Source organism: Amycolatopsis sp. NPDC003676 (assembly GCF_053587275.1).
The window spans coordinates 104,109-125,920 of the sequence record NZ_JBSFNS010000014.1 but is presented as its reverse complement, the minus strand read 5'-3'; the positions used below and the strand labels follow the sequence as shown (position 1 = coordinate 125,920).

Annotated in this window: 16 protein-coding genes; 10 read left to right on the top strand and 6 right to left on the bottom strand. The window is 69.9% G+C overall.

Going from position 1 to position 21,812, the window contains the following annotated elements:
• The 10 genes from ACWDNU_RS12310 (at position 1) to ACWDNU_RS12265 (ending at position 16,291) form a co-directional block, all read left to right on the top strand.
• Positions 1 to 1,023, top strand: coding sequence for an LLM class flavin-dependent oxidoreductase (locus tag ACWDNU_RS12310; RefSeq protein ID WP_370937790.1), 1,023 nt, complete (start codon positions 1 to 3; stop codon positions 1,021 to 1,023).
• A gap of 145 nt (positions 1,024 to 1,168) precedes the next feature.
• Positions 1,169 to 3,277 carry an acyltransferase family protein gene (locus ACWDNU_RS12305; RefSeq protein ID WP_449668858.1) on the top strand — a complete coding sequence of 703 codons (2,109 nt, stop codon included), beginning with the start codon at positions 1,169 to 1,171 and terminating at the stop codon, positions 3,275 to 3,277.
• 234 nt (positions 3,278 to 3,511) lie between these two features.
• Positions 3,512 to 4,630 carry a cobalamin-independent methionine synthase II family protein gene (locus ACWDNU_RS12300; RefSeq protein ID WP_449668857.1) on the top strand — a complete coding sequence of 373 codons (1,119 nt, stop codon included), beginning with the start codon at positions 3,512 to 3,514 and terminating at the stop codon, positions 4,628 to 4,630.
• Between the two features lie 293 nt (positions 4,631 to 4,923).
• Positions 4,924 to 6,186 (top strand): ABC1 kinase family protein, encoded by a 1,263-nt coding sequence (locus ACWDNU_RS12295; protein WP_449668856.1) that lies wholly within the window; start codon positions 4,924 to 4,926, stop codon positions 6,184 to 6,186.
• Positions 6,183 to 7,121 (top strand): DUF1702 family protein, encoded by a 939-nt coding sequence (locus ACWDNU_RS12290; RefSeq protein ID WP_449668855.1) that lies wholly within the window; start codon positions 6,183 to 6,185, stop codon positions 7,119 to 7,121. The genes ACWDNU_RS12295 and ACWDNU_RS12290 overlap by 4 nt, the downstream gene beginning before the upstream one ends.
• The gene (locus ACWDNU_RS12285) at positions 7,118 to 9,037 is read left to right on the top strand and encodes a CRTAC1 family protein (RefSeq protein WP_449668854.1); all 1,920 of its coding nucleotides are present in this window, start codon (positions 7,118 to 7,120) and stop codon (positions 9,035 to 9,037) included. The genes ACWDNU_RS12290 and ACWDNU_RS12285 overlap by 4 nt, the downstream gene beginning before the upstream one ends.
• On the top strand, positions 9,034 to 9,966 hold the full coding sequence (locus ACWDNU_RS12280) for an enediyne biosynthesis protein UnbU (protein WP_449668853.1): 933 nt from the start codon (positions 9,034 to 9,036) through the stop codon (positions 9,964 to 9,966). Before ACWDNU_RS12285 ends, ACWDNU_RS12280 begins: the two co-directional genes overlap by 4 nt.
• A complete protein-coding gene (locus ACWDNU_RS12275; protein WP_449668852.1) occupies positions 9,963 to 15,170 on the top strand; it encodes an SDR family NAD(P)-dependent oxidoreductase in 5,208 nt (1,735 codons plus the stop codon). Before ACWDNU_RS12280 ends, ACWDNU_RS12275 begins: the two co-directional genes overlap by 4 nt.
• On the top strand, positions 15,167 to 15,598 hold the full coding sequence (locus ACWDNU_RS12270) for an acyl-CoA thioesterase (RefSeq protein WP_449668851.1): 432 nt from the start codon (positions 15,167 to 15,169) through the stop codon (positions 15,596 to 15,598). Before ACWDNU_RS12275 ends, ACWDNU_RS12270 begins: the two co-directional genes overlap by 4 nt.
• Positions 15,599 to 15,610: 12 nt before the next feature.
• On the top strand, positions 15,611 to 16,291 hold the full coding sequence (locus ACWDNU_RS12265) for a winged helix-turn-helix transcriptional regulator (RefSeq protein WP_370937781.1): 681 nt from the start codon (positions 15,611 to 15,613) through the stop codon (positions 16,289 to 16,291).
• Between the two features lie 553 nt (positions 16,292 to 16,844).
• Here the strand turns inward: ACWDNU_RS12265 and ACWDNU_RS12260 are convergent.
• From ACWDNU_RS12260 to ACWDNU_RS12235, 6 genes are all read right to left on the bottom strand, one after another.
• Positions 16,845 to 17,576, bottom strand: a complete 732-nt coding sequence (locus ACWDNU_RS12260; RefSeq protein ID WP_370937780.1) for a twin-arginine translocation signal domain-containing protein — start codon at positions 17,574 to 17,576, stop codon at positions 16,845 to 16,847.
• A 324-nt stretch (positions 17,577 to 17,900) separates the two neighbouring features.
• Entirely contained in the window at positions 17,901 to 18,515 is a 615-nt protein-coding gene (locus ACWDNU_RS12255) for a 3,4-dihydroxy-2-butanone-4-phosphate synthase (protein WP_370937779.1), read from the bottom strand.
• Positions 18,512 to 19,084 (bottom strand): NADPH-dependent FMN reductase, encoded by a 573-nt coding sequence (locus ACWDNU_RS12250; protein ID WP_449668850.1) that lies wholly within the window; start codon positions 19,082 to 19,084, stop codon positions 18,512 to 18,514. Before ACWDNU_RS12250 ends, ACWDNU_RS12255 begins: the two co-directional genes overlap by 4 nt.
• A gap of 33 nt (positions 19,085 to 19,117) precedes the next feature.
• A complete protein-coding gene (locus tag ACWDNU_RS12245) occupies positions 19,118 to 19,906 on the bottom strand; it encodes a creatininase family protein (protein WP_449668849.1) in 789 nt (262 codons plus the stop codon).
• A gap of 23 nt (positions 19,907 to 19,929) precedes the next feature.
• Positions 19,930 to 20,337, bottom strand: a complete 408-nt coding sequence (locus ACWDNU_RS12240) for a RidA family protein (RefSeq protein ID WP_449668848.1) — start codon at positions 20,335 to 20,337, stop codon at positions 19,930 to 19,932.
• The gene (locus ACWDNU_RS12235) at positions 20,334 to 21,701 is read right to left on the bottom strand and encodes a purine-cytosine permease family protein (RefSeq protein ID WP_449668847.1); all 1,368 of its coding nucleotides are present in this window, start codon (positions 21,699 to 21,701) and stop codon (positions 20,334 to 20,336) included. The genes ACWDNU_RS12240 and ACWDNU_RS12235 overlap by 4 nt, the downstream gene beginning before the upstream one ends.
• Positions 21,702 to 21,812 lie beyond the last annotated feature (111 nt).

The following is a 21,812-nucleotide window of genomic DNA, read 5'->3' as shown; positions in this document are numbered from 1 at the left end:
GTGAAGAAGATTGGCTTCCTTTCGTTCGGCCACTGGTCGGCGAGCGCGCACTCCGAGACCCGGTCGGCCTCCGACTTCCTGCACCAGTCGATCGACCTCGCGGTCGCGGCGGAGGAGCTGGGCGTCGACGGCGCGTACTTCCGCGTGCACCACTTCGCGCGCCAGGCGGGCAGCCCGTTCCCGCTGCTCGCGGCGATCGGCGCGCGGACGTCGAAGATCGAAATCGGCACCGGCGTGATCGACATGCGCTACGAGAACCCGCTGTACATGGTCGAGGACGCGGGCGCCGCCGACCTCATCTCGCGGGGCAGGCTCCAGCTCGGCGTGAGCCGGGGATCCCCCGAGCAGGTCATCGACGGCTGGCGGTACTTCGGCTACGCCCCCGCGGAGGGCGAGACCGAGGCCGACATGGCCCGCGACCGCGTCGAAGTCTTCCTGAAGCTGCTCGAAGGCGAAGGCTTCGCCCAGCCGAATCCGCGCCCGATGTTCGCCAACCCGCCCGGGCTGCTCCGCCTTGAACCGCACTCCGAAGGCCTGCGCGACCGCATCTGGTGGGGCTCGGGCTCGAACGCGACGGCCGTGTGGGCGGCGAAACTGGGCATGAACCTGCAAAGCTCCACGCTGAAAGACGACGAAACGGGCGAACCGCTGCACGTTCAGCAGCGTAAGCAGATCGAGGCCTACCGCGAAGCGTGGAAGGAAGCGGGCCACGAGCGCGAGCCGAGGGTTTCGGTGAGCCGCAGCATCTTCGCGCTGACCAACGACCTGGACCGCGCGTACTTCGGCCGCGACCGCAACTCGCGCGACCAGATCGGCATGATCGACGAAAACACCCGCGCCATCTTCGGCCGTTCGTACGCGGCCGAGCCGGACGAACTGGTCCGGGAGCTGAAGGAAGACGAGGCGGTGCAGGCCGCGGACACTTTGCTGCTGACTGTGCCGAACCAGTTGGGTGTGGACTACAACGCCCATGTGCTGGAAAGCATCCTGACCCACGTCGCCCCGGAACTGGGCTGGCGCTGACCGCGGACCGAAAGAGGGGACGGCGCGGCTGCCGTCCCCTCTTTCCGCACGTCGCGTCGGCGTTTCGGCCAGCCCGTGCCGAGCCTGTCGGCCGCTCCCGCTAGCATCACTGAGTTTTCAGCGGGGCGGGACAAAGGGGCGGAAAATGGGCACGGGGACATTGAGCGGGCCGGTGCGGCCCTCGCAATCGTCGGGGGAGCGAAGACCGGCGTTCCGGCCGGACATCCAGGCGTTGCGCGCCGTGGCTGTCGGACTGGTCGTGCTGAACCATCTCTGGCCCCTGCGATTGACCGGCGGTTACGTCGGCGTCGACGTCTTCTTCGTCATTTCCGGCTTCCTGATCACCTCGCATCTGGTCCGCGAGGTCGCGAGCACCGGGCGGATCCGGCTCGCGAAGTTCTACGCCCGCCGCGTGCGCCGCCTGCTGCCCGCGGCGTTTCTCGTCCTGGCCTTCATCGTTGTCGCCGCGTACTTCCTGATGCCCTATCCCCGCTGGGAGTCCAACGCACAGGAAGTCATCGCGAGCGCGCTCTACTGGGAAAACTGGCTGCTCGCCGCGCATTCCGTCGACTACTCGCACTTCACCGAGTCGGCGAGCCTGTCCCAGCACTACTGGTCGCTCTCGGTCGAGGAGCAGTTCTACCTGTTCTGGCCGCTGCTTCTCCTGCTGCTGTTCAAGATCCGGGGGCCGTGGGCGCGCATCGCTGGTGTCGCGGTCGTCGGGGCCGTCTCGCTGGGGTTCAGCATCTGGTTCACCGACGCGTCCAAGAACCAGGCGTACTTCGTGACTCCGGTGCGAGTGTGGGAGTTCGCCCTCGGCGCGTTGCTGGCTTTCGGCGGCGCGAAGTACGTTCTGCCGAAGATCGCCGCGAACGTGGCCTCACTGGCCGGTTTCGCCGCGATCGCCGTCGCCGCGATCCTCTTCGACGACCAAACCGCATTCCCTGGCGCGACCGCGTTGCTGCCTGCGGTCGGCACCGCGCTGGTCATCTTCGGCGGCAGCCGCGAGGGACGGCAATGGCACACCCCGCTGTCCTCGTCGCCTCCGGTGCAGTGGCTCGGGAATGTCAGCTATTCGCTGTACCTGTGGCATTGGCCGCTGATCATGCTGGCCCCGTTCGCCTTCCCGGGCGCGCTGGTCGCCGGCACGCTGACCTGGCAGGTCAAGGCCGGCATCGTGGCCGCGTCCCTGGCCGCGGCGTACGCGTCGAAGCGGCTCGTCGAGGACCCGCTCCGGACCTGGCGGCCGTTGAGCCGCACCTCCGGGGTGACCTTCGCCGCCATGGCGGCCGGAATGCTCGTGGTGTGCGCCGCGGCCGGCGGTCTGACCTGGACATACGAACGGCACGTCGACCAAGCGGCCCGTGATCTGACCGCCGAGATGACCGGCCCCTGCCACGGCGCCAGGGCGCTGATGGCGGGCAACGCGTGCGCTGACCCGTTCGGCCCGGCCAGGAGCGTCGAGATGGGCCCGGCCAACCGGTACTACACGCCGCCCGCGGACTGCCCGCCGCCGCTGTCGCAGTACTCGGCGAGCGACGGCACGAAGACGACCACCAAATGCGATTTCAGCCAGGGCGCGGCCAACCCCGCGGTGGTGTGGCTGGTCGGCGACTCGCACGCCCAGCAATGGCAGGGCCCGCTGCTGAGCCTCGCCCGCAAGAACCACTGGCTGATGTACACGAGCTACCTCGGCGGCTGCCCGTTCGCCGGGATCCAAGCCCTGAACTACCACGGCACCGCCCTCGACCGGCGGTGCATGGCCTGGACCAAGCAGATGGCCGGCGAAATCGCGAAAACGCGGCCCACGTACGTGTTCACGTCGTTCTACAGCAGGCACGAGCGAGCCGACGACCACAGTGGACGGTCGCAAGCCGAGCAGTACCAGGACGGGCTGAATTCGTACTGGGCACAGTGGACCGGCGTCGGTGCGACGGTGTTCGTGATGGCCGACCCGCCGCTCAACGGACTCGTCCGCGCCACCGACTGCGTAGTGCTGAATCCGGACGACCCGCAGCAGTGCGCGGTCGCCCGGTCGGTCGCGCAACCGGCGGACCCGCTGACGACCGCGGCCAAGGCGAGCACCGATCCGAAGGTCCGGCTGCTCGACCTGACCGACTACTTCTGCGACCGGCAACGCTGCTACGCGGTGATCGGGAAGGTCAGCGTGTACTACGACGCCGACCATTTGAATCTGGACTACAGCCTGAGCCTCGACCAGGGCATCGCCGCGGCCGCGGGCATCCCGGCTTAGGGGACGGCAAGGAAATCGAATAATTCTCGCGGACCGGCTCGGCATTCTTGTCCGCGCGATACTGGGGAAGGGCGACGCCACCGGGTAAAAAACGCCTTCTTTGCACTTCGCCAATAAAGCGAACTCGGACCACCGCGACATCGTGTCAACACCCTCAAGCCGGTAATGGCACGAAAGAAGGAGAATAGCGTTCGCCCGTGTTCTTTCCCGCGCCGCCGCTTCTAGGCTCGCCGCATGACCATTCCTTCCGAGCCCATCGGCAGCATCCCCCGTTCGCCCGAATTGCTCGGCGCTCTCGCCGCGCGGCGAAGCGGGCAGCTCGGCGACGCGGCTTTCGCCTCCGTTCTCGACCGGGCCGTTCGCGAGACCATCGAGGCGCAAGCGGCGATGGGCGCGACCGTGGTCACCGACGGCGAGCAGCGCAAACCCAGTTTCGTCACCTACCCGATCGCGGGCTCGGCGAACCTTTCCGCGGACGGCGTCGTCATCCCGTTCGCCGACGGGCACCAGCGGCAACTGCCCTGCCTGACTTCCGGGCCGTTCCGCTACCAGGAGCACGCCGAACGCTATTTGCGCGCCGCGCGGGAGTGCACGAACCTTCCGGTGAAACAGGCGGTGATCGCGCCTTCCGCGCTGTCTCTGTTGTATCCGGCATCCGGGATCGACGGCTATTCGCGCGAGAATTTCCTCGACGATCTGGTCGACGGGGCGGAGGCCGATATCCGCGGGTGCCTGGACGCGGGAGCACACGTTGTCCAGCTCGATTTCACCGAAGGACGCTTGTCGCTGAAGCTCGACCCCAGCGGCCAGATCCTGCGCGATTTCGTCGAGCTGAACAACCGGGTCCTGGAGAGGTTCAGCGCATCCGAACGCGCGCGCATCGGCGTCCACACCTGCCCCGGCGGCGACCTCGACTCCACGCACAGCCTCGACGTCGACTACGCGGAACTGCTTCCCGTGCTGTTCCAGCACAACTCCGGCAACTTCTACCTTCAGCTGGCCAGCGAGTCCGATCCGGACCGGGTGCTGCGCGTCGTCGCGGATCAGCTCAGGCCGGGAATCCGCGTGTTCGTCGGGGTGATCGACCCGATCGATCCCCGGGTGGAGACCGCCGAGGAGGTGCGTGACCGCGTTCTGCGCGCGGCACAGTACATCCCGGTGGAGCAGCTGGGAACCTGTGACGACTGCGGGTTTTCCCCGTTCGCCGACGACCAGTCGACGTCGCGCCAGACCGCGTTCGCCAAGATCCGCGCGCGGCTGGAAGGCACTGCGCTCGCGGCGGAGCAGCTCGGGGTCGGTTTTCCCGCGGCCCGTAACAGCCAGGAAGCGCACCAGACCGCCGCTGTCGACTGAGTATTGCGCGGCGTAAGGGAAAGCGGCTGGGCGACGGCTACGCAGGGTGGTGCACCGTGCCTGGATCGTGCCAGTCGCGGGCACGACCGAGGCGGCGGTCGTGACCCGCGGCCTAGGGGCGGTAGTCAGCTCGGCCGATTTCCTTGCCCCGATAGGGAAACACCTTGCCCGGCCGAGTGCTTCCGCTCCGGTTTCGCTGAACCGGATGGTCTTGCGGTCACGCGGAGCACATCGTGCGCTACTGGTTGTAACGTCGGTCGTCGGGCATCCAGCCCGGGCGGCGAAGGGGAGAGATGACGTTTTCGAGGGGTGGCACGGTGGCGCTGCGGACCGCACGCGCGTTCGCGGTTCTCGCCGGACGGTCGCTGCTGCTGGGACCGGCGACGGCGGCGGCGTGGCTGCGCGGCGAACGGTTCGAGCGCGACGTCTGGCTGGCGGACACGGTCGTGGCACTGGGCCCGGCATTCGTGAAGGCCGCCCAGCTGTTGAGCACGCGGGCGGACATCCTGCCCCCGCGCGTGTGTCGCGCGCTTTCCCGGCTGCACGACCAAGTTCGGCCGGTACCGCTGCGCACGATGCCGCCCGCGCTGAGGATCGCGGCAGGCGAGCCGCAATTGGTCGGAGCGGGCAGCATCGCCTGCGTGTACCGGGTGGTGCTCCCGGACGGCCGGACGGTCGCGGCGAAGGTGCGCAGGCCAGGCATCGAACGGTCGCTCACGGCTGATCTCGCGATGCTGCGACGGGCTGCCGGGTTGGCGGCGAGGCTGCCGATTCTGCGCGGCGTGCCGGTCGACGCCGTCGCCGCGCAGCTCGTCGAAAGCATTCGCGCGCAACTGGATTTCGCGAGGGAAGCGGAGCTGCTCGACGGATTCCGGGAGGCGCTCAGCGTCGCGGACGGAGTGACCGTTCCCGGGGTCCGCCATGAACTGTCCACTGAGGACATTCTGGTGATGGACTTCCTGGACGGGCTGGTGCGCCGCCGTCCGGAGGACCTCGGCGATGAGGAACGCGAGAACGCGGTCGTGCGGGCGTTGCGCGCGGTGTACCGGATGCTTTTCCTGGACGGAGTGGTGCACTGCGACCTCCACCCCGGCAACCTCTACTTCCGCGAGGACGGCTCGATCGTCATAGTGGACGCGGGTTTCACCGTCCGGCTCTCGGAGTCCGCGCGGGAGAAGTTCGCCGCCTTCTTCTACTGCATGAGCCAGGGCGACGGCGAGGCCTGCGCCGACATCGTGTTGTCGACCGCGGAGACGCACCCAGGCTCTGACACTGCGGGATTCCGCGCGGAGCTGGCCGCGCTGGTGGAAGAGCACACCGGACGCAACGCGGCCGACTTCGACTTGGTTTCCTTCGCCGCCAAGCTCTTCGACATCCAGCGCCGCCGCGGCCTGCACGCCGATCCGCAGTTCGTGTTTCCGATCCTGTCCCTGCTGGTGCTGGAGGGCACCGTGCGGGAGTTCCATCCCGGCGTCGACTTCCAGCGGGAGGCCCGGCCGCTGCTGGTCACCGCCCTGATGGAACACGTCGTGGCCGCGCCGGGGGAAGCGCGGTGAGCCCCGGGATCCTGGCCAAGGCGCTGCGCCAGGACATGAGCCAGGTCGACTTCGGACTGCGCCGGTTCCGGCTGCGATCCGGTCCGGCTCGCGGCGTCCTGGAATCGGCTGCCCGCGCGTTCCTGACCGGATTGAACGCCTCCATCGAGCCAGCCGGTGAGGTGCTCGGCCAGCAGGTCTCCGCGCTCGAACCGGAGTTGCGCGGGTTCGCGTTCGAGGGCGCGGGAATGGGCTGCGCCCTGCTGGACGTGCTCCTCCCGCTCCGGCGCGCCCGGGTCGCGGCGCTGCTGCATGGACCGGCCGCGGACCACCCGCACCTCGTGCACGTCGGCGTCGGCTGGGCCTACGCCCGGCTGCGGCTGCGCCCCTTCCGAAGCACGGCGACGGACCCGCTGCTGCGCTGGCTGGCCTGGGACGGATACGGCTTCCACCAAGGCTTTTTCCACGCCGACCGGGTCATCGGACGCCATCGTGTCGAACCCGGGCTCGGCCGCGGGCCGCGCCAGATCCGCGACCAGGGGCTGGGCCGGGCGCTGTGGTTCTGCGAGTGCGCCGACCCCGACGGCGTCGCCCTGCGGATCGCGGAGTTCCCGGCCGAGCGGCGAGCAGATCTGTGGAGCGGGATCGGCCTCGCCGCGACCTACGCGGGCGGTGCCGACGCCGCCGAACTCGCCCGGCTCGCCGACCTGTCCGGGCCATTGCGCGCGCACCTCGCACAGGGTTGCGCGTTCGCCTGCGCCGCTCGGCGGGTCAGCGGAATCGTGCCCGCGCACACCGACAAAGCGGCCGAAGTGCTGGCCGGAGCCAGTACCGACGTCGCCGCGGACTGGACCGACCGGGCGCTCGGACAGCTCGCGCCCCATCCGTCCACGCTCGCGCACTACCAGCGCTGGCGCGCGGAAATCCGGTATCTGTGGGAGAGGAAGAGCCGATGAGACCCTTTCTACGCCGGCATCTGGCCCGTGTAGTCGCGTTGTTCGGCTGCGCGGCGGTCTTCGCGTTCACGGTCGTTCCGCAGTCGTCCTCGGCTGAGGAAACCGAGCTGGCGAACCAGTTTTCGTTCGCCGCCGCCCAGGTCAGCCCGGACAACGCGCCCGGCGGACGGCACCTGCGGACCGTCGCTCCGGCCTACGACCGGATCCGGTCGTGGATCTCGTCGGTGGGCGCGGCGACGGCGCTGTTCGCCGCGGACGGCGGTCCGGTCGCGCACGACGTCTGCCTGGTGGATCCCCGCACGGACACGGTCACCGTCGAACCCGCGCCCGGCACCGGCGCGCGATACCAGCCGTTCACGCTGGCCCCGTCCGGGCTGGAGATGCCGTCTTACGCGGCACCGATGGGCTGCCTGCCCGCCGACGTGGACGAGAACGGCCGCCAGGACGTCGTGGTCTACTACTGGGGCCGTTCCCCGGTCATTTTCGAGCGCCTGCCGGGGAATACGCCGTCGGCGGCGGCGTTTCGGCCGCGCGAGCTGGTCAGCCCGTGGCAGGTCTGGAACACCAACGCCGCCACGATCGGCGACTTCGACGGCGACGGGCACACCGATCTCGTGTTCGGCAACTACTTCCCGGACGGCGCGCGCGTGCTCGACCCGACCGCGCACCAGCCCGAACTGACGATGAACGATTCGCTGTCCCACGCCGCGAACGGGGGCACCCTCCGGCTGTTCCGCTCCGCTGGCGCTGGCCGGTTCGCCGAGGCACCCGACGCTTTCCCGCCGGAGACCCGGGCCGGATGGGCGCTCGCGCTCGCCTCCCAGGACATCGGCGGCCGGGGCCTGCCGGATCTCTACGTCGCCAACGATTTCGGCCCCGATCATCTGCTGGTCAACGAGTCCGCTCCAGGCCGGATAGCGTTCCGGACGGCGACCGGGACGCGGCACGCGACGACGCCCAAGTCGAAGGTGCTCGGCAACGACTCGTTCAAGGGCATGGGCGTGGCCTTCGCCGACCTCGACGCGAAGGGCGTCCCGGACATCCTGGTCAGCAACATCACCGAGCCGTACGCGTTGCAGGAGAGCAACTTCGCCTACCAGTCCACTGTGGGCCGCGCCGAAACAGCTGCCCGATTGCGCGACGGCGTGGCACCTTACGACGACCACAGCGAGGACCTCGGCCTGTCCCGCACAGGATGGTCGTGGGACGTCAAAGCCGCCGACTTCGGCAACTCCGGTTCCGAGGAAGTCATGCACGCGACCGGTTTCGTCGCCGGCGAGGTGAACCGGTGGGCGCAACTGCAGGAGACCGCGATGTCGAACGACCTCGTGCTGAGCCATCCCGCGCTGTGGCCGCGGTTCACCGAGGGAACCGACCTGTCCGGACACGACCGCAACACGTTCTTCGCCCGCAACGCGGACGGCCGCTACGTGAACGTCGCGGACCGGGTCGGCGTCGGCACCGACGCGGTCAGCCGCTCGTTCGCGGTCGGCGACGTCGACGGAGACGGACGGCTCGATTTCGTCGTGGCCAACCAGTGGGCACCGTCCACTTTGTACCGGAACACCTCGCCGGCCGGTGCTTTCCTGGGCTTGCGCCTGCGAAAACCTGTCGGTGAAAACGCGTGCCGCGCAGGCGCACCGGGGCCGACGTCACCCGCGATCGGCGCCGAAGCGGAGGTCGCCGCGCCGGGCGGTGGGAAGCGGCTGCAGCAGGTCTACCCGGCCAACGGGCACAACGGCGTCAACGCCCCCGACCTGCACTTCGGCCTGGGCAGCGAACCGCCGTCCGCCGTACCGGTCCGCCTGGCATGGCGGGACGGCTGCGGACATCGTCACGACGGTTCGGTTTCGCTCGCCCCCGGCTGGCACCAGCTGCGGCTCAACCCCGACGGCACCATCGAGGAGGACCGGTGACCAAGTCTCCGAGCGAACGCCGTTCCGCTGCCCTGCGCCGGTTCGGCGCGTCGATCACCGTGCTGACCGTGCTCGGCCACACGGTGCTCGGCTTCGAACAGGCGTATCTCACCCCGGTGGTCGCCGTGTTCGCCGCGCTGACCGCGGAGATCGTGCTGGAGTCGGTGGAGGCCGCGACCGCCGGACGCCGTCCGAGGTACCTCGGCAAGCCGGGTGCGGTGGTCGACTTCCTGCTTCCCGCCTACATCACCGGTATGGCGTGCGCGATGCTCCTGTACGCCAACGACCGGTTCATGCCGACGGTGCTGGCGTCCGTCGTCGGCGTCGCTTCGAAGTACCTCGTCCGGGTGCGGATCGGCGGCAAGAGCAGGCACGTGCTCAACCCGAGCAACGTCGGGATCGTGGCGGTCCTGCTGCTGTTCGGCTGGGTCGGCATCGCGCCGCCGTACGAGTTCACCGAATGGGTCACCGGCTGGTGGGGCGCGGTCGTGCCCGCGCTGCTGCTGATCGCCGGGACCATGCTGAACGCGAAGCTCACCGGCAAGGCGCCGCTGATCCTCGGCTGGGTCGGCGGCTTCCTCGCCCAAGCCGTGCTGCGCGCGCTGTTCACCGACATCTCGCTGGTCAGCGCGGTGCTGCCGATCACCGGGACGGCGTTCGTCCTGTTCACCAACTACATGATCACCGACCCCGGCACGACGCCGTCCTCCCGGCGGAACCAGGTCTGCTTCGGGCTCGCCACGGCCGCGGTCTACGGCGTGCTCGTGCAATTCCACGTCGTGTTCGGCCTGTTCTTCGCGCTGACCATCACCTGCGCGCTGCGGGCCGTGGTGCTCGCGGTCGCCCCCCGGAAGAGTCCTCAGTGGACCGTCCTGGTCCCGGCGCAGCGCACCGCCGCCGAGCCGGTGCCGGCCCGGGAGCCCGCATGACCCGCCGCGAATCCGGCGAGCCGATCGCGATCGTCGGGATGGCCTGCCGTTACCCGGACGCGGACGACCCCGCGCAGCTGTGGGAAACCGTGGTCCACCAACGCCGTGCGTTCCGGCAGCTGCCGCCAGGGCGGCTGGACCTCGCGGACTACTGGAGTGCCGACGCGAGCGTCCCGGACCGGACGTACAGCACCCAGGCCGCGGTGCTGGCCGACTGGGAGTTCGACCGGGAAGCGTTCCGGATCCCCGGCTCGACCTTCCGCGCCGCCGACCCCGCGCACTGGCTGGCGCTGGAAACCGCGGACCGCGCGCTGGCCGACGCAGGCCATCCTGCCGGCATCGGTCTGGAGGCCGACCGGGTAGCCGTCGTCGTCGGCAACAGCTTGACCGGCGAAGTGACCCGCGCCCGGGCGCTGCGGCTGCGCTGGCCCTACGTCCGCGACGTCCTGCGCGCGACGCTCAACGACGTGGACCTCGCGGCGGTCGAAAAGCGTTACCTGGCAGCGTTTCCCGAGGTCGGGGACGAGACGCTGGCCGGGAGTCTCGCCAACACGATCGCGGGCCGCATCTGCAATCACTTCGGCTTCCACGGCGGCGGGTACACAGTGGACGGCGCGTGTGCTTCGTCGATGCTCGCCGTGATCACCGCCTGCCGCGCCCTGCGAGACGGTGGAGCCGACTTCGCGCTGGCCGGGGGAGTGGACCTGTCGCTCGACCCGTTCGAACTGGTCGGATTCGCCAAGACCGGCGCGCTCGCCGCCGAGGAGATGCGGATCTACGACGAGCGTTCGGCGGGATTCTGGCCAGGCGAGGGCTGCGGGATGCTCGCGCTCGCCCGCGCCGAAGACGCCCGCGCGGCGGGGTTGCCGGTGTACGCGGAAATCCTCGGCTGGGGCGTCTCCTCGGACGGCCGCGGCGGCATCACCCGGCCCGAGGCGGACGGCCAGCTGCTCGCGCTGCGCCGGGCAGGCGAGATGGCCGGGATCGAGCACGCGGAGATCGGCCTGTACGAGGGACACGGCACCGGGACAGCGGTCGGCGATGTCGTGGAGCTGACCGCGTTGAACCGAGCGCGCTCCGAGGCCGCTTCGGCCGCCGCGCTCGGCTCGGTCAAGGCGAACATCGGGCACACGAAGGCGGCGGCCGGAGTCGCCGGGGTGGTCAAGGCCGCGCTGAGCGTGTCGTCCGGGCTTCTGCCGCCGACCACCGGCTGCGCGTCGCCGCATCCGGCTCTCGGGGAGACCCTGCGGGTGCTGCGTGCTCCGGAACCCTGGCCGGACGGTCGCCGGTTCGCCGGGGTGAGCGCGATGGGCTTCGGCGGCATCAACACCCACGTCGTGCTGGGCGCCCCAGTGCGGCCCCGATCGGTCCGGTCGCCGGTGACAGCCCGGTCGACGCCGGAGTACGACGTCATCGCCGTCAGCGGGCCGGACCTTGCTCGCGTCGCCGCTGAACTGGCCCGGATCGCCGAGGCAGCGCCACGTCTGTCGCGAGCTGAGCTGCATGACCTCGCCTGCGAGTACGGACGCCGGACCCCATCCGGGCCGGTCCGGGCCGCGCTTGTCGCCCGAACCCCGGCCGAACTCGCTTCCCTCGCCACCCGCGCAGCGGCTGAGATGCCTTCGTTGACAAGCGGACAGCTCTCGACCTCACCGGGCTTCTGGCTCGGAAACGCCGTCCCGGGCCGGGTCGCGCTGCTGTTCCCCGGGCAGGGCGCGAGCGGCGCGGAACCGGCCGACACCGCTCTGGCCCAGCCCGCGGTCTACCGCGCGTCCCGGACAGCGCTGTCGCGGCTCGAGGAACTGGGCGTGACCGCCACCGTCGCGATCGGGCACAGCCTCGGCGAACTTGCCGCGCTCGTGTGGGCGGGCTGTCTGTCCGCGGAGGACGGCGAACGACTGGCCGTCGAACGCGGGCGGATCATGGGCGCATACGGCACGTCCGGCACCGGGATGCTCGCTGTCGCGACAAGCGAGGCCGAAGCGCTCTGCGCAGGTACGGACGTCGTGCTCGCCGCTGATAACTCCGTCGAGTCGCAGGTGCTTTCCGGCCCGGTGACCGAACTCCGGGTGGTGGCGCGCGAGGCCGAGCGGCGCGGCTTCCGCGTCACCTGGCTTCCGGTGTCACACGGTTTCCACAGCCCCGCCATGGCCGCCTGCGCCGCTCCGTGGCGCGAATTCCTCGGCAGCATCGATCTTTCTCCAGTTCGGCGCGCTGTGATGTCCACTGTGTACGGTCGGCACCTCACCGAGGACGACGACCTCGTCGAACTGCTCGTCGCCCAGCTCTGCGCGCCAGTGCAGTTCCGGACCGCGGTGCAGGCCGTCGACGCGGACTTGTTCTGCGAAGCGGGTTCCGGCCGTGCTCTGAGCACCCTGGCCGGTCAGCCGATCCCGACAGTCAGCCTGGACATCGGCGAATCCGGCGACCGCGCAGCCGCCGATTCCGCCGCCGCGCTGTTCGCCGCCGGTGCCGCGGCGAACCTCGTCCCCTGGTTCGCCGGACGGGCCGCGCGCGCCATCGACCTCGACCGCGAACCGGAGTTCCTGACGAACCCGTGTTCGGTGGCACCGTCGGAGATCCCCGCCCCGCGGGAGGCCATGGACGCCGCTCCGGCCCGCGACACCGCCGCGACGGTCACCGGCCTGCTCGCCGAGGCCACCGAACTCGACGCGGCACTGATCGGCTCCGACGCCCGCCTGCTCGCCGATCTCAACCTGAGTTCGCTGCGGGCGACCCAGCTCGTCGTCGAGGCGGCCTCGGCGCTCGGCCGGACGCTGCCGTCGGTGTCGATGGCGTTCGCCGACAGTTCGGTCGGCGAGGTGATCGCGGAAATCGAACGCCTCCCGGAGACCGCGGAACCCGGCCTGGAGGCACCGGGCGTGCGGCCGTGGCTCGCCTGTTTCACCGAGACACTGGTCCCGGCTCAGCCGGATCCTTGGCGGCCGACGGAAACCGTGCACCTGGCCGATCCCGAAGACGTCGAGGCACTGCTCGAAGCCGGGCAGAAAGCGTTGCACCACAAAGCACTCGTAGTGGTGACGCACGGCTGCGCGATCACCGGCTTCTTCCGCTCGCTGCACCGCGAACATCCCGACCTCGGCATCACCCTCGCCCAGATCCCCGCGCACGCCACAGACTTCTCCGCGCTCCATGCCGAACCCGGCCGATTCCGCGAACTGGTCCTGGGCGAGGACGGCGCCTGGTACGAACCCCGCGAGCAGCTTGTAGCCGCGGTGCCAGCTGAAACCCCACTCGGCGATCAAGACGTGCTCCTGGTCAGCGGCGGCGGCAAAGGCATCGGCTACGAATGCGCGCACGCACTGGCCAGCGCGACCGGCCTTGCCCTCGCCGTCCTCGGCCGCTCCCATCCGGAGACCGACGAACTCCTGCAGTCCAATCTGGACCGGCTCCGGGCGGACGGCATCCGCGTCGCCTACGAGGCCGCAGACGTCGGCGACCCCGATGCTGTCGCGCTCGCCGTCGAAAAGCTCACTGCCGAGACCGGGCCGGTGACCGCACTGCTGCACGCGAGCGGCATCAACGAACCGGCCCGGTTCGCCGACCTGACACCCGACCGGATCCGCGCGCACCTGCGCCCGAAGGTCACCGGGCTGCGCGCGTTGCTCGCGGCCGTCCCGCCTGAATCGCTGAAACTGCTGGTCACGTTCGGGTCAGTGATCGGGTCGGCCGGGATGGCGGGGGAGTGCCACTACGCGCTGGCCAACGGCCTCCTGCGCGCCGAAGCCCGGCGGCTCGCGCGAGAACTGCCGGACTGCCGGGTGCTCGACATCGCCTGGTCCGCGTGGTCAGGCGCCGGTATGGCCGAACGCATGGGCGCGGCGCAGGCTCTCGCCCGCTCCGGAGCTACACCGATCGCGGTCGAAGAGGGTACGGAGCTGTTCTTGCGCTTGTTGCGCACGCCGTCGACGTCCGCCGACGTGTCGGTGCACGGACGCTTCGGCGAGGAACTCCCGGCGGGAACGAGCCGGTTCCTGCAGCGGATCCGGGCAGGCCATCCCGGGGTCGAACTCGTCGCCGACTCGACGCTTTCCCTGCGCACAGACCCGTGGCTCGACGGCCATCGCGTCGACGGGGCGACCCTGCTGCCCGCCGTCGTCGGGCTGGAAGCCATGGCGCAGGCCGCTTCGACAGTCGCGGGCCGGGCCCTGACAACCGCCTGCGACGTCAGGTTCGACCGGCCGGTCGTCATCCCGGACACCGGCGAGCACGTTGTCCGGGTGTGCGCGTTGCGGGAGGGCGACGCCGTCACCGCCGTGCTGCGCTGCGCCGAATCAGGCTTCTTAACCGACCACTTCAGCGCCACTTTCCCTTTGTCCCCCTCGGAAAACGCAGCTGCGCCGCCGGAAGTTCCCGATCGCGGCCGGATCGAACCGACCGACATCTACGACCCGCTGCTGTTCCACACTGGACAGTTCCGCCGGGTCGCCGCGGTCGCGGTCCCAGACCCGTGGTCCTGCCGGGCCACGATCACCCCGAACGATGCCCCTTGGTACACCTCGGTGCTCGGCGACCCAGCCGCCCACGACGCCACCGTGCACGTCCTGCAGTCCTGCGTGCCCACACGTCGGCTCCTGCCCGTCGCCTGCGACCGCGTCGACTTCAACCCGCGCGCGAGTGGTCGATGGGAACTCCGCGGCACCGAACAACACGCCGCCGACGGCCGCTACACCTGGAACGTCCTGGCCACCGACGCGGAAGGCCGGCCCGCCGTCCGATGGACCGGCCTGCGCCTGGCCGACACCGGACCCCTGCCCGCCGACTGGCCGCCGGCTTTGCTGTCCGTGGCGCTCACCCGAACGGCCGTCGCACTCGGACTCGATCCGTCCGTGCGAGTGTCGATCGGCGAACCGTTCGCTGTGGAGGCCGACAGCTCCTGCCCGGTCGCTTGCGCCTGGGAATTCGTCGAACCGCACGAGCCGCCAGACCCCGGACTGCTCCGGATCATTTCGGGCCCCTGCGACGAGTCGTCCGAACTTCTCGCCGCACGAGCCTCGACGGTCGCCCGATGCCTGACCCAGGTGAGCGCAAACCCCTCGGAGGCAAGGCTTTCCGGAGCATACGACGGTGGATGGCTAGTCCTCACCGCCGGGAGCGCGCGCATCGCCTCCGCCGTGTTCACTGTGGACGGATACCGGTTGCCCGTCGCGATCGCCCTGCTCACGGTCGGCGGTGCCGCATGACCCCTGCTTACCGGTACCGCCATCCCGTGACCCTGGAGGAGACCAACCTGGTCGGCAACGTCTACTTCGCGCATTACGTTCGCTGGCAAGGACATTGCCGGGAACGTTTCCTCGCCGAGCACGCTCCGGACGTTCTCGCCTCGCTCACCGACGGGTTCGCCGTGGTCACCACCGGCTGCGGCTGCGAATACTTCGGCGAACTGACCGCCGGGGATATCGTCGAACTGCGCATGACCCTGACTGAGCTCGACGGTCACCGCGTCGCGATGGCGTTCGACTACTACCGGACCGAGGTCGCGGTGCCGCAACTCGTCGCCCGCGGACATCAGTCGGTCGCCTGCATGACCCGCGGCCCCGCCGGACTCGAGCCGGTGCCGGTCCCCGAGCAACTCCGGACGGCCCTCACGCCGTACTTGAAAATCCAGTAGTACGCTGGGGTGGTGACGACCACCGCAAGAGGGGAGCGGCAGTACCGCCAGTACTGCGGGCTCGCCGCCGCTCTCGACACCGTCGGCGAACGCTGGACGCTGCTCATCGTGCGCGAGCTGCTGCTCGGCCCGCGCCGCTACACCGAGTTGCTCGCGGACCTGCCCGGCATCGGCACCAACCTCCTGGCGGATCGCCTCAAGAAGCTGAGCGCCGCCGGAGTCGTCGAGCGCTCCGAAACCGGTGCGGGACACGCGTACCGGCTCGGCCCGCTGGGCGAACAGCTGCGGGAACCGGTGCTGGCGCTGTCGAAGTGGGGCATCGGACTGCTGGGCGAACCCGGTGCCGACATGGTCACGCGGCCGCACTGGGCGCTGCTGGCCGTCCAGTCAATGGCAGACGCGAGCCGGTTGCCCGAGGCGGCGGAGACGTACGAATTCCGGGTGGACGAGGAGACCTTCCATCTGAGGATCGACCACGGCACACTGACCACGGCCCGCGGACCCGCCGATTCGCCGGTGCTGAGCATCCGCACCGACGCGACGACATTCGTCCGTATCGGCGCCGGTGCGCTCGGCCCGTTCGAGGCGCTGGCCACGGGGAAGCTGACGTTTTCCGGAGACGCGGAAGCAGTGGTCCGATGCTCGACGGTGCTGGGATTGATGGAACGGCCCGGTCCTGCGGCAGGCGAGTGAGGGTGGCTGGGCGGGACTCGCCAACGGGGGTTTCGGTCTCGCCGGTCATCCGAGCCTTGTGGCGCGGGGGCCCGACGGCTGGCCCCTGATGAAGCGGGCGGTCGGGTGGCAGGCGGGCCGTTCTGCGAACGTGGTGGCGGTGAGTTCGGCTTGAGTTTCGTGGTGTGGAGTTCGGCGGTGCTAGGGCCTGATGAAGCGGCGGGTCGGGTGGCAGGCGGGCTGCTCTGCGAACGTGGTGGCGGTGAGTTCGGCTTGAGTTTCGTGGTGTGGAGTTCGGCGGTGCTAGGGCCTGATGAAGCGGTCCGGTCCGGATGCGGGCGGGGCCGAGGCGGACCGCTCTGCGAACGTGGAAGCCAGGAGTTCAGTCCCGCCGATCATTCGAGGCGCGTGGCGTGGTGCTCGGCGGCGCTGGTCCGAAGCCGCGGCCATCCTCGTCTGCGCGCGGGCGACTCTGTGCTCTCGAGGCCGGGAAGCTCGCCGACGGCACCACGCCGAAGAAGTGACCCGGCCCCCCGCGCACGAGTGGGACCGGGCCGCTCAGCGAGGCCGGAGCTCAGAGTCCGCCCACCTTCACCGGGAATTTCTGGATCGTCGCGATCGTCGTGTCCGGGTCGTCGGGCAGCACCAAGTCCACCGGGTTCTGCAATTGGTAGAGGTCGCCCCGGGGCGGGAACTGGGTCAGCTTCCCGACCAGCATCGCCGGGTCCTTCGTGGTCAGCACCAGCGGCTCGTAGGCCTTCCTGGACTGGATGCCCGCCCGGCGCAGCAGGTCTTCGGGCTGGTCGATCGTCATGGTGAAGCTCAGCACCATGATCTGCTCGTAGCGCGGCGGGAACCGCTGGGTCAGCTTGAGCAGGCTCTTGGCATCGACGTCGACGTCGTTCTGCTCGATCGTGATCGTGCCGCCGCCCTGGTCCGCACCGGCGGCGCCGGGCAGTTCGGCCGACACCCGGTGCCCGACGACCCGCAGCCGCACCGAGTTGACCGGGTCGTCCGGGTTCACGTCCACCCGGACCTTGATCCCGCCCCGGAAATCGACGCTGACCAGCGACGTCCTGATCTGCAGCGGGGTGTTGATCGCCAGGCAGCTGCACGGGATCTCCGCCCCGATCGGCGGCAGCCCGGTCTGCTGCGGGAAGGCCTGGGCCTGCTGTCCGCCCAGCAGGCCGCCGGCCGCGACCCCGCCCACCCCCAGCGCGGCCGCGGCGGCGGCCCCTTTCAAGAAGTCCCGGCGGTCCTTGCCGGAACCGGGCTCCTCGGGTTTCTCGTCGTTCGGAGCAGGCATCCTCTACCTCCGCAGGTGCGTGTCGAAGACTCTGGCTCGCTTGAATTTAAGGTAGTGGAAGCCGGGGCGGCCAGAGACCGGAGGAAGATCGACCTGGTCGTGTCCGCCGTCGATGACCCACGGCGACCGCGCCGGGGGGACCGGGTCAGCCGGACAGGCGACACCGGTCGTCAGATCGGGTGTCGCCCGCCAGAACCGGGAGACGGCATCGCGGGGCCGTCGGCGCAGTGTCGGCGAAAAACGCTGTCATCAGGGCAACTTCGGCTCGCAAGACGGTGTCGCAGCTGTCCATAAAGGACTCTCGAGGTGAGCGCGGCGCCGAATTCACCCTCCATATTCAGGCACCCGCGAGCAACTCCTGAGAACCGCGCCAGTATCGACGACCGGCAACCCGTGCGCGGCGGCGAAGGCAGCGGCTTCGTCCGGCGTGGCCATTTCCCTCGGATCCGAAGGGCTGACCAGCGCGGCGAACACCGCCGCCGCTGGCATGCCAGCCCGAAGGCACAGTTCGACGGCCGCTTCGGGGATCGCGAGCCTGCCGAGGATCCCTCGCGGGTGCGTGGCGTAGGGCAGCACGTGGCCGGGCCGGTGGAGGTCCGCAGGCCGGGTGGCGCGTGCGGCGAGGCGACGGATCGTCTCCGCCCGGTCCGCGGCCGAGATTCCGGTGGTGACGCCGGTCGCGGCGTCGACCGCGACGCACCAGCCGGGACTTCGGCGGAAACTCGGCCGCATGGGCGGAAGTTCGAGCGCGTCGCACCGGTCGCCGGGCAGTGCGACGCCCAGCAGTCCGGACGAGTGCCGGATGACGAACGCCAGGGCGCTCGTGGACGCTTCGGTCGCAGGAAGGACGAGGGCGGCGTCGTCGGCGGAGGAGAGCACGAGCGGCCGTCCGGGCGCGAGCAAGGCGTCGAGCGGGAGTACCTCGAGGGAAGTAGTCATGCGACGGTCCGGATCTCCGCGGTCGCGAACCGTGCGACCTGCTCGGCGACGGTGGCGAGTTGTGCGGCGAGTTTCCGGTCGGCAACACGGCCGTCGGCGGAGAATGGCTGGCCGGTCGAGTCGACCACGACGCCGAGCGGGGTCGGCCAGCCGCGCAGAGCGTGGACGGTCGAGCGCAGCGACGTCAGCGTCGTCACCCCGGCCTGCGGCCCGTACGCGCTGACGATGCAGCCGACGGCGCGTCCGTGCAGGTAAGGGCGGTCGTCGCCGGCGAGGTCCTGGAGGTAGTCCAGCGCGTTCTTGAGCAGGCCGGACAAACCGCCGTGGTAGCCGGGCGTCGAGATCAGGACGCCGTCGGCGCGGCGGATCGCGTCGAGGAACGCGGTCGCGGACGGGGAACGATGCGCGAGATCCGGTTCGTACATGGCGAATCCGAGGTCTCGGGCGGTGAACAGTTCGGTGCGGGCCCCGTGCGCCCGCACGTCTTCGAGGACCGCGCGAAGGGCTCGTTCGGAGGAGGAATCGGGGCGGACTGTGCCGCCGATGCCCACGATCAGGGGGTTGTGCATGGTGGACCGGCTTCCTGCGGCGAAGGGACGGGGTCAGCGCGTCCGGGCGGAATCGGGGAAGTCGAACCGCGCGACTTCCGTGAGCTGGTCGCCCAGGGTGCCGACGAGCGACTTGAACCCGCGCGCGCCTGCCTCGGCGCTGGCAAGCGTCGGGTCCCCGAGGTAGCCCTCGGTGCCGAAATCGTTGGCCAGCCAGCCGAAACTGACGCTTCCGCCGAAGCGGGCGTGGACGTTGTCGGCCATCTGCGCGGGGATCCGCCGTTCCGCGGAGCCGAGGTCGACCAGGTCGGGGCGCAGGTGCAGCATCAGGGACGTTTCCGCGGCCCCGCCGTGGATCCCGAGCCCGTTTTCGCTCGCGGCCCAGGCCGGATCGTGCGACTCGGGGAGGAAAACGTTGACGGCGAAGGTGAGCAGGCCGTAGGCGAGGCGCAGATCGCGCAGTGCGGTCTGGATTTCGGACACGTTCCCGCCGTGCCCGTTCACGAGGGCGAGCCTGCGGATGCCGGCGGCGGCGACCGAGCGTCCGATGTCGTCGAGGGTTGCCGCGAAGGTCGCGGTGGACAGGGAAAGGGTTCCTGCCGCCCAGGTGTGTTCGACGGAGCGGCCGTAGCTGATCGTCGGCAGCAGCCACAGGTCGAGGTCTTCGCCGTGCGTGGCAACGACTTCCTTCGACACGGCCTCGGCGACGAGTGCGTCGGTGGCCAAGGGAAGGTGCGGGCCGTGCTGTTCGATGGCACCGACGGGCAGCACTGCGACCGAGGACGGCCCGCAGGCGGCCTCGACTTGGGACGCCCTCAGCTCGGCGAAAAACCGGGAAGCCATCAGGGATTCTCCTTCCAACGCGTTCAGGAGCCGAGGTAGGCGACGGCCCGGATTTCCACGCGCATCTCGGGCGTGGCCAGCGGGGGATAGATCAGCAGCGACGCGTACGACCGCTCGGACAGCAGCCTCGGCGCGTGCTCGGCGAGCCAGGCGTCGCGTACCCGCATGTACTCCGCGCGGTCGGCGGGATCGGCGAGGAACTGGTCGAACTGCACGATGTCCTCGAACTCCGCGCCCGCGTCGGCGAGCAGCCGGTGGACTCGGTTGAGCGTGACCAGGGTCTGCGCGGCGACGCCGTGGGCGGGCTGGCCGTGTTCGTCGGTCACGCCGTCGATTCCGCTGAGGAAGACGAAGCCGCCCGCCGCGGCTCCTCTTCCCCACGGCTGGACCGTCGTGCCGTACTTCAGCGGGCCAAGCGCTTGTTTCGTCACTCGTCGGCCTTTCGGTAGCGTCGGATGAGGTAGTAGGCCAGGGCGGCCGCCGCGCCCGCGATCCACGGGGTGAGGTCGCCGAACTGCGGGAAGCGGGCGGCGAACGCGCCGGTGTACAGGCTCTGGTCCATGAACGGCACGGAGACCGCGATGGCGAGCACGAACGCCGCGAGGCCCGGGCGGAACCGCCGGGTGTGGTCGAAATACCGGTGAGGGTCGATCTCCTGGCGGCCGAAGACCAGCGTGTCCACGACGACGATCCCTAGCCAGGGGCCGATCCAGTAGCCCATCAGGAACAGGAAATTCTGGAAGGTGCCGAATACGGATCCGGCGTTGTGCCCGGCGACGAAACCGACTGCGGTTCCCAGCACGCCGATGATGACCGCGGAGACCCAGCGGCGCACCCTGGCGCCGACCATCAGCAGGCTCAGCGAGGCGCTGTAGATGTCCAGGACGCTGCCGGAGATCGAGGCCGCCAGCAGCGCGACCAGGATCACAGCGGCCAGACCGGACGGGATCAGCTTTGCCACCAGGTCAGTCGGACTGTCCACAGTGATCACAGTGCCGATCGCGGCTCCGACGACCGCCATCCACAGCCCGGCCAGCGAGGCGCCGGAGAACGCCGCGACCAGTACGCGACGCCGGGACGTGTCGCGCGGCAGGTAGCGCGTGTAGTCGGAACCGCCGATGCACCAGCCGGACGTCCTGGTCGAAGCGAGCGCGACGGTGGTCAGCATGCCCCCGGCGACCCCGCCCGCGCCTCGGTGCAGGACGTCGCCGGATGCGGCGAGGTTGCCTTTCGCCAGGCCGTACCAGGTGAGGATCAGGAACAGCACGGACGCGACGATCGCGAGGAAACGTTCGGCCTGGTGGACCAGATCGTGCCCGACGATCGCGATGACGATCTGCACGGCCGCCACCGCGACGAGCGAAACCAGGAACGGCAGCCCGAAGAGTTCGCGGACTATATAGGCGCCGAGTACGGTGTTCACCGCGAAGTAGCCGAGGCCGGTCAGGCACAGGAGCAGGACCGGCAGGAAATTGCCGTAGTAGCCGAACGGGATGCGCGACTGGATCATCTGCGGCACCCCGGCGCGCGGGCCCATCGAGGCGGCGAAGCCCAGCAGGACGCTGCCGATCAGGATGCCGATGGCCAGCGAGAGGACGGCTTCGCCGAACCCCAGGCCGAGGAACGCGGTGGGAATGGCGCCGACCGCGAGCGCCGAGTACTGCAGATTCCCGGCGAACCACAGGGAAAACGCGGAGCGCGGCGAACCGTGGCGCTGGTCGTCGGGAATCCTTTCGATGCCGTGGTGCTCGACGGATACGGCGGGTGCGCGGACTGCGTGGGCGTCTTTGACCATCTGTCCTCCAGCGGAAGAACCCCCTGCGGCGGATTCACCGTCCATGTTGATATAGGTAACACGGCTGCCACAGCCTGCGCTGAGCCTTCCTTGGATGTCAAGAGCCTGTTT

Bases quoted from the DNA above. Each gene is read 5' to 3' on its own strand.
- ACWDNU_RS12305 (WP_449668858.1), top strand. From the start codon at position 1,169: ATGGGCACGGGGACATTGAGCGGGCCGGTGCGGCCCTCGCAATCGTCG.
- ACWDNU_RS12300 (WP_449668857.1), top strand. From the start codon at position 3,512: ATGACCATTCCTTCCGAGCCCATCGGCAGCATCCCCCGTTCGCCCGAA.
- ACWDNU_RS12295 (WP_449668856.1), top strand. From the start codon at position 4,924: ATGACGTTTTCGAGGGGTGGCACGGTGGCGCTGCGGACCGCACGCGCG.
- ACWDNU_RS12285 (WP_449668854.1), top strand. From the start codon at position 7,118: ATGAGACCCTTTCTACGCCGGCATCTGGCCCGTGTAGTCGCGTTGTTC.
- ACWDNU_RS12275 (WP_449668852.1), top strand. From the start codon at position 9,963: ATGACCCGCCGCGAATCCGGCGAGCCGATCGCGATCGTCGGGATGGCC.
- ACWDNU_RS12270 (WP_449668851.1), top strand. From the start codon at position 15,167: ATGACCCCTGCTTACCGGTACCGCCATCCCGTGACCCTGGAGGAGACC.
- ACWDNU_RS12260 (WP_370937780.1), bottom strand. From the start codon at position 17,576: ATGCCTGCTCCGAACGACGAGAAACCCGAGGAGCCCGGTTCCGGCAAG.
- ACWDNU_RS12255 (WP_370937779.1), bottom strand. From the start codon at position 18,515: ATGACTACTTCCCTCGAGGTACTCCCGCTCGACGCCTTGCTCGCGCCC.
- ACWDNU_RS12250 (WP_449668850.1), bottom strand. From the start codon at position 19,084: ATGCACAACCCCCTGATCGTGGGCATCGGCGGCACAGTCCGCCCCGAT.
- ACWDNU_RS12245 (WP_449668849.1), bottom strand. From the start codon at position 19,906: ATGGCTTCCCGGTTTTTCGCCGAGCTGAGGGCGTCCCAAGTCGAGGCC.
- ACWDNU_RS12235 (WP_449668847.1), bottom strand. From the start codon at position 21,701: ATGGTCAAAGACGCCCACGCAGTCCGCGCACCCGCCGTATCCGTCGAG.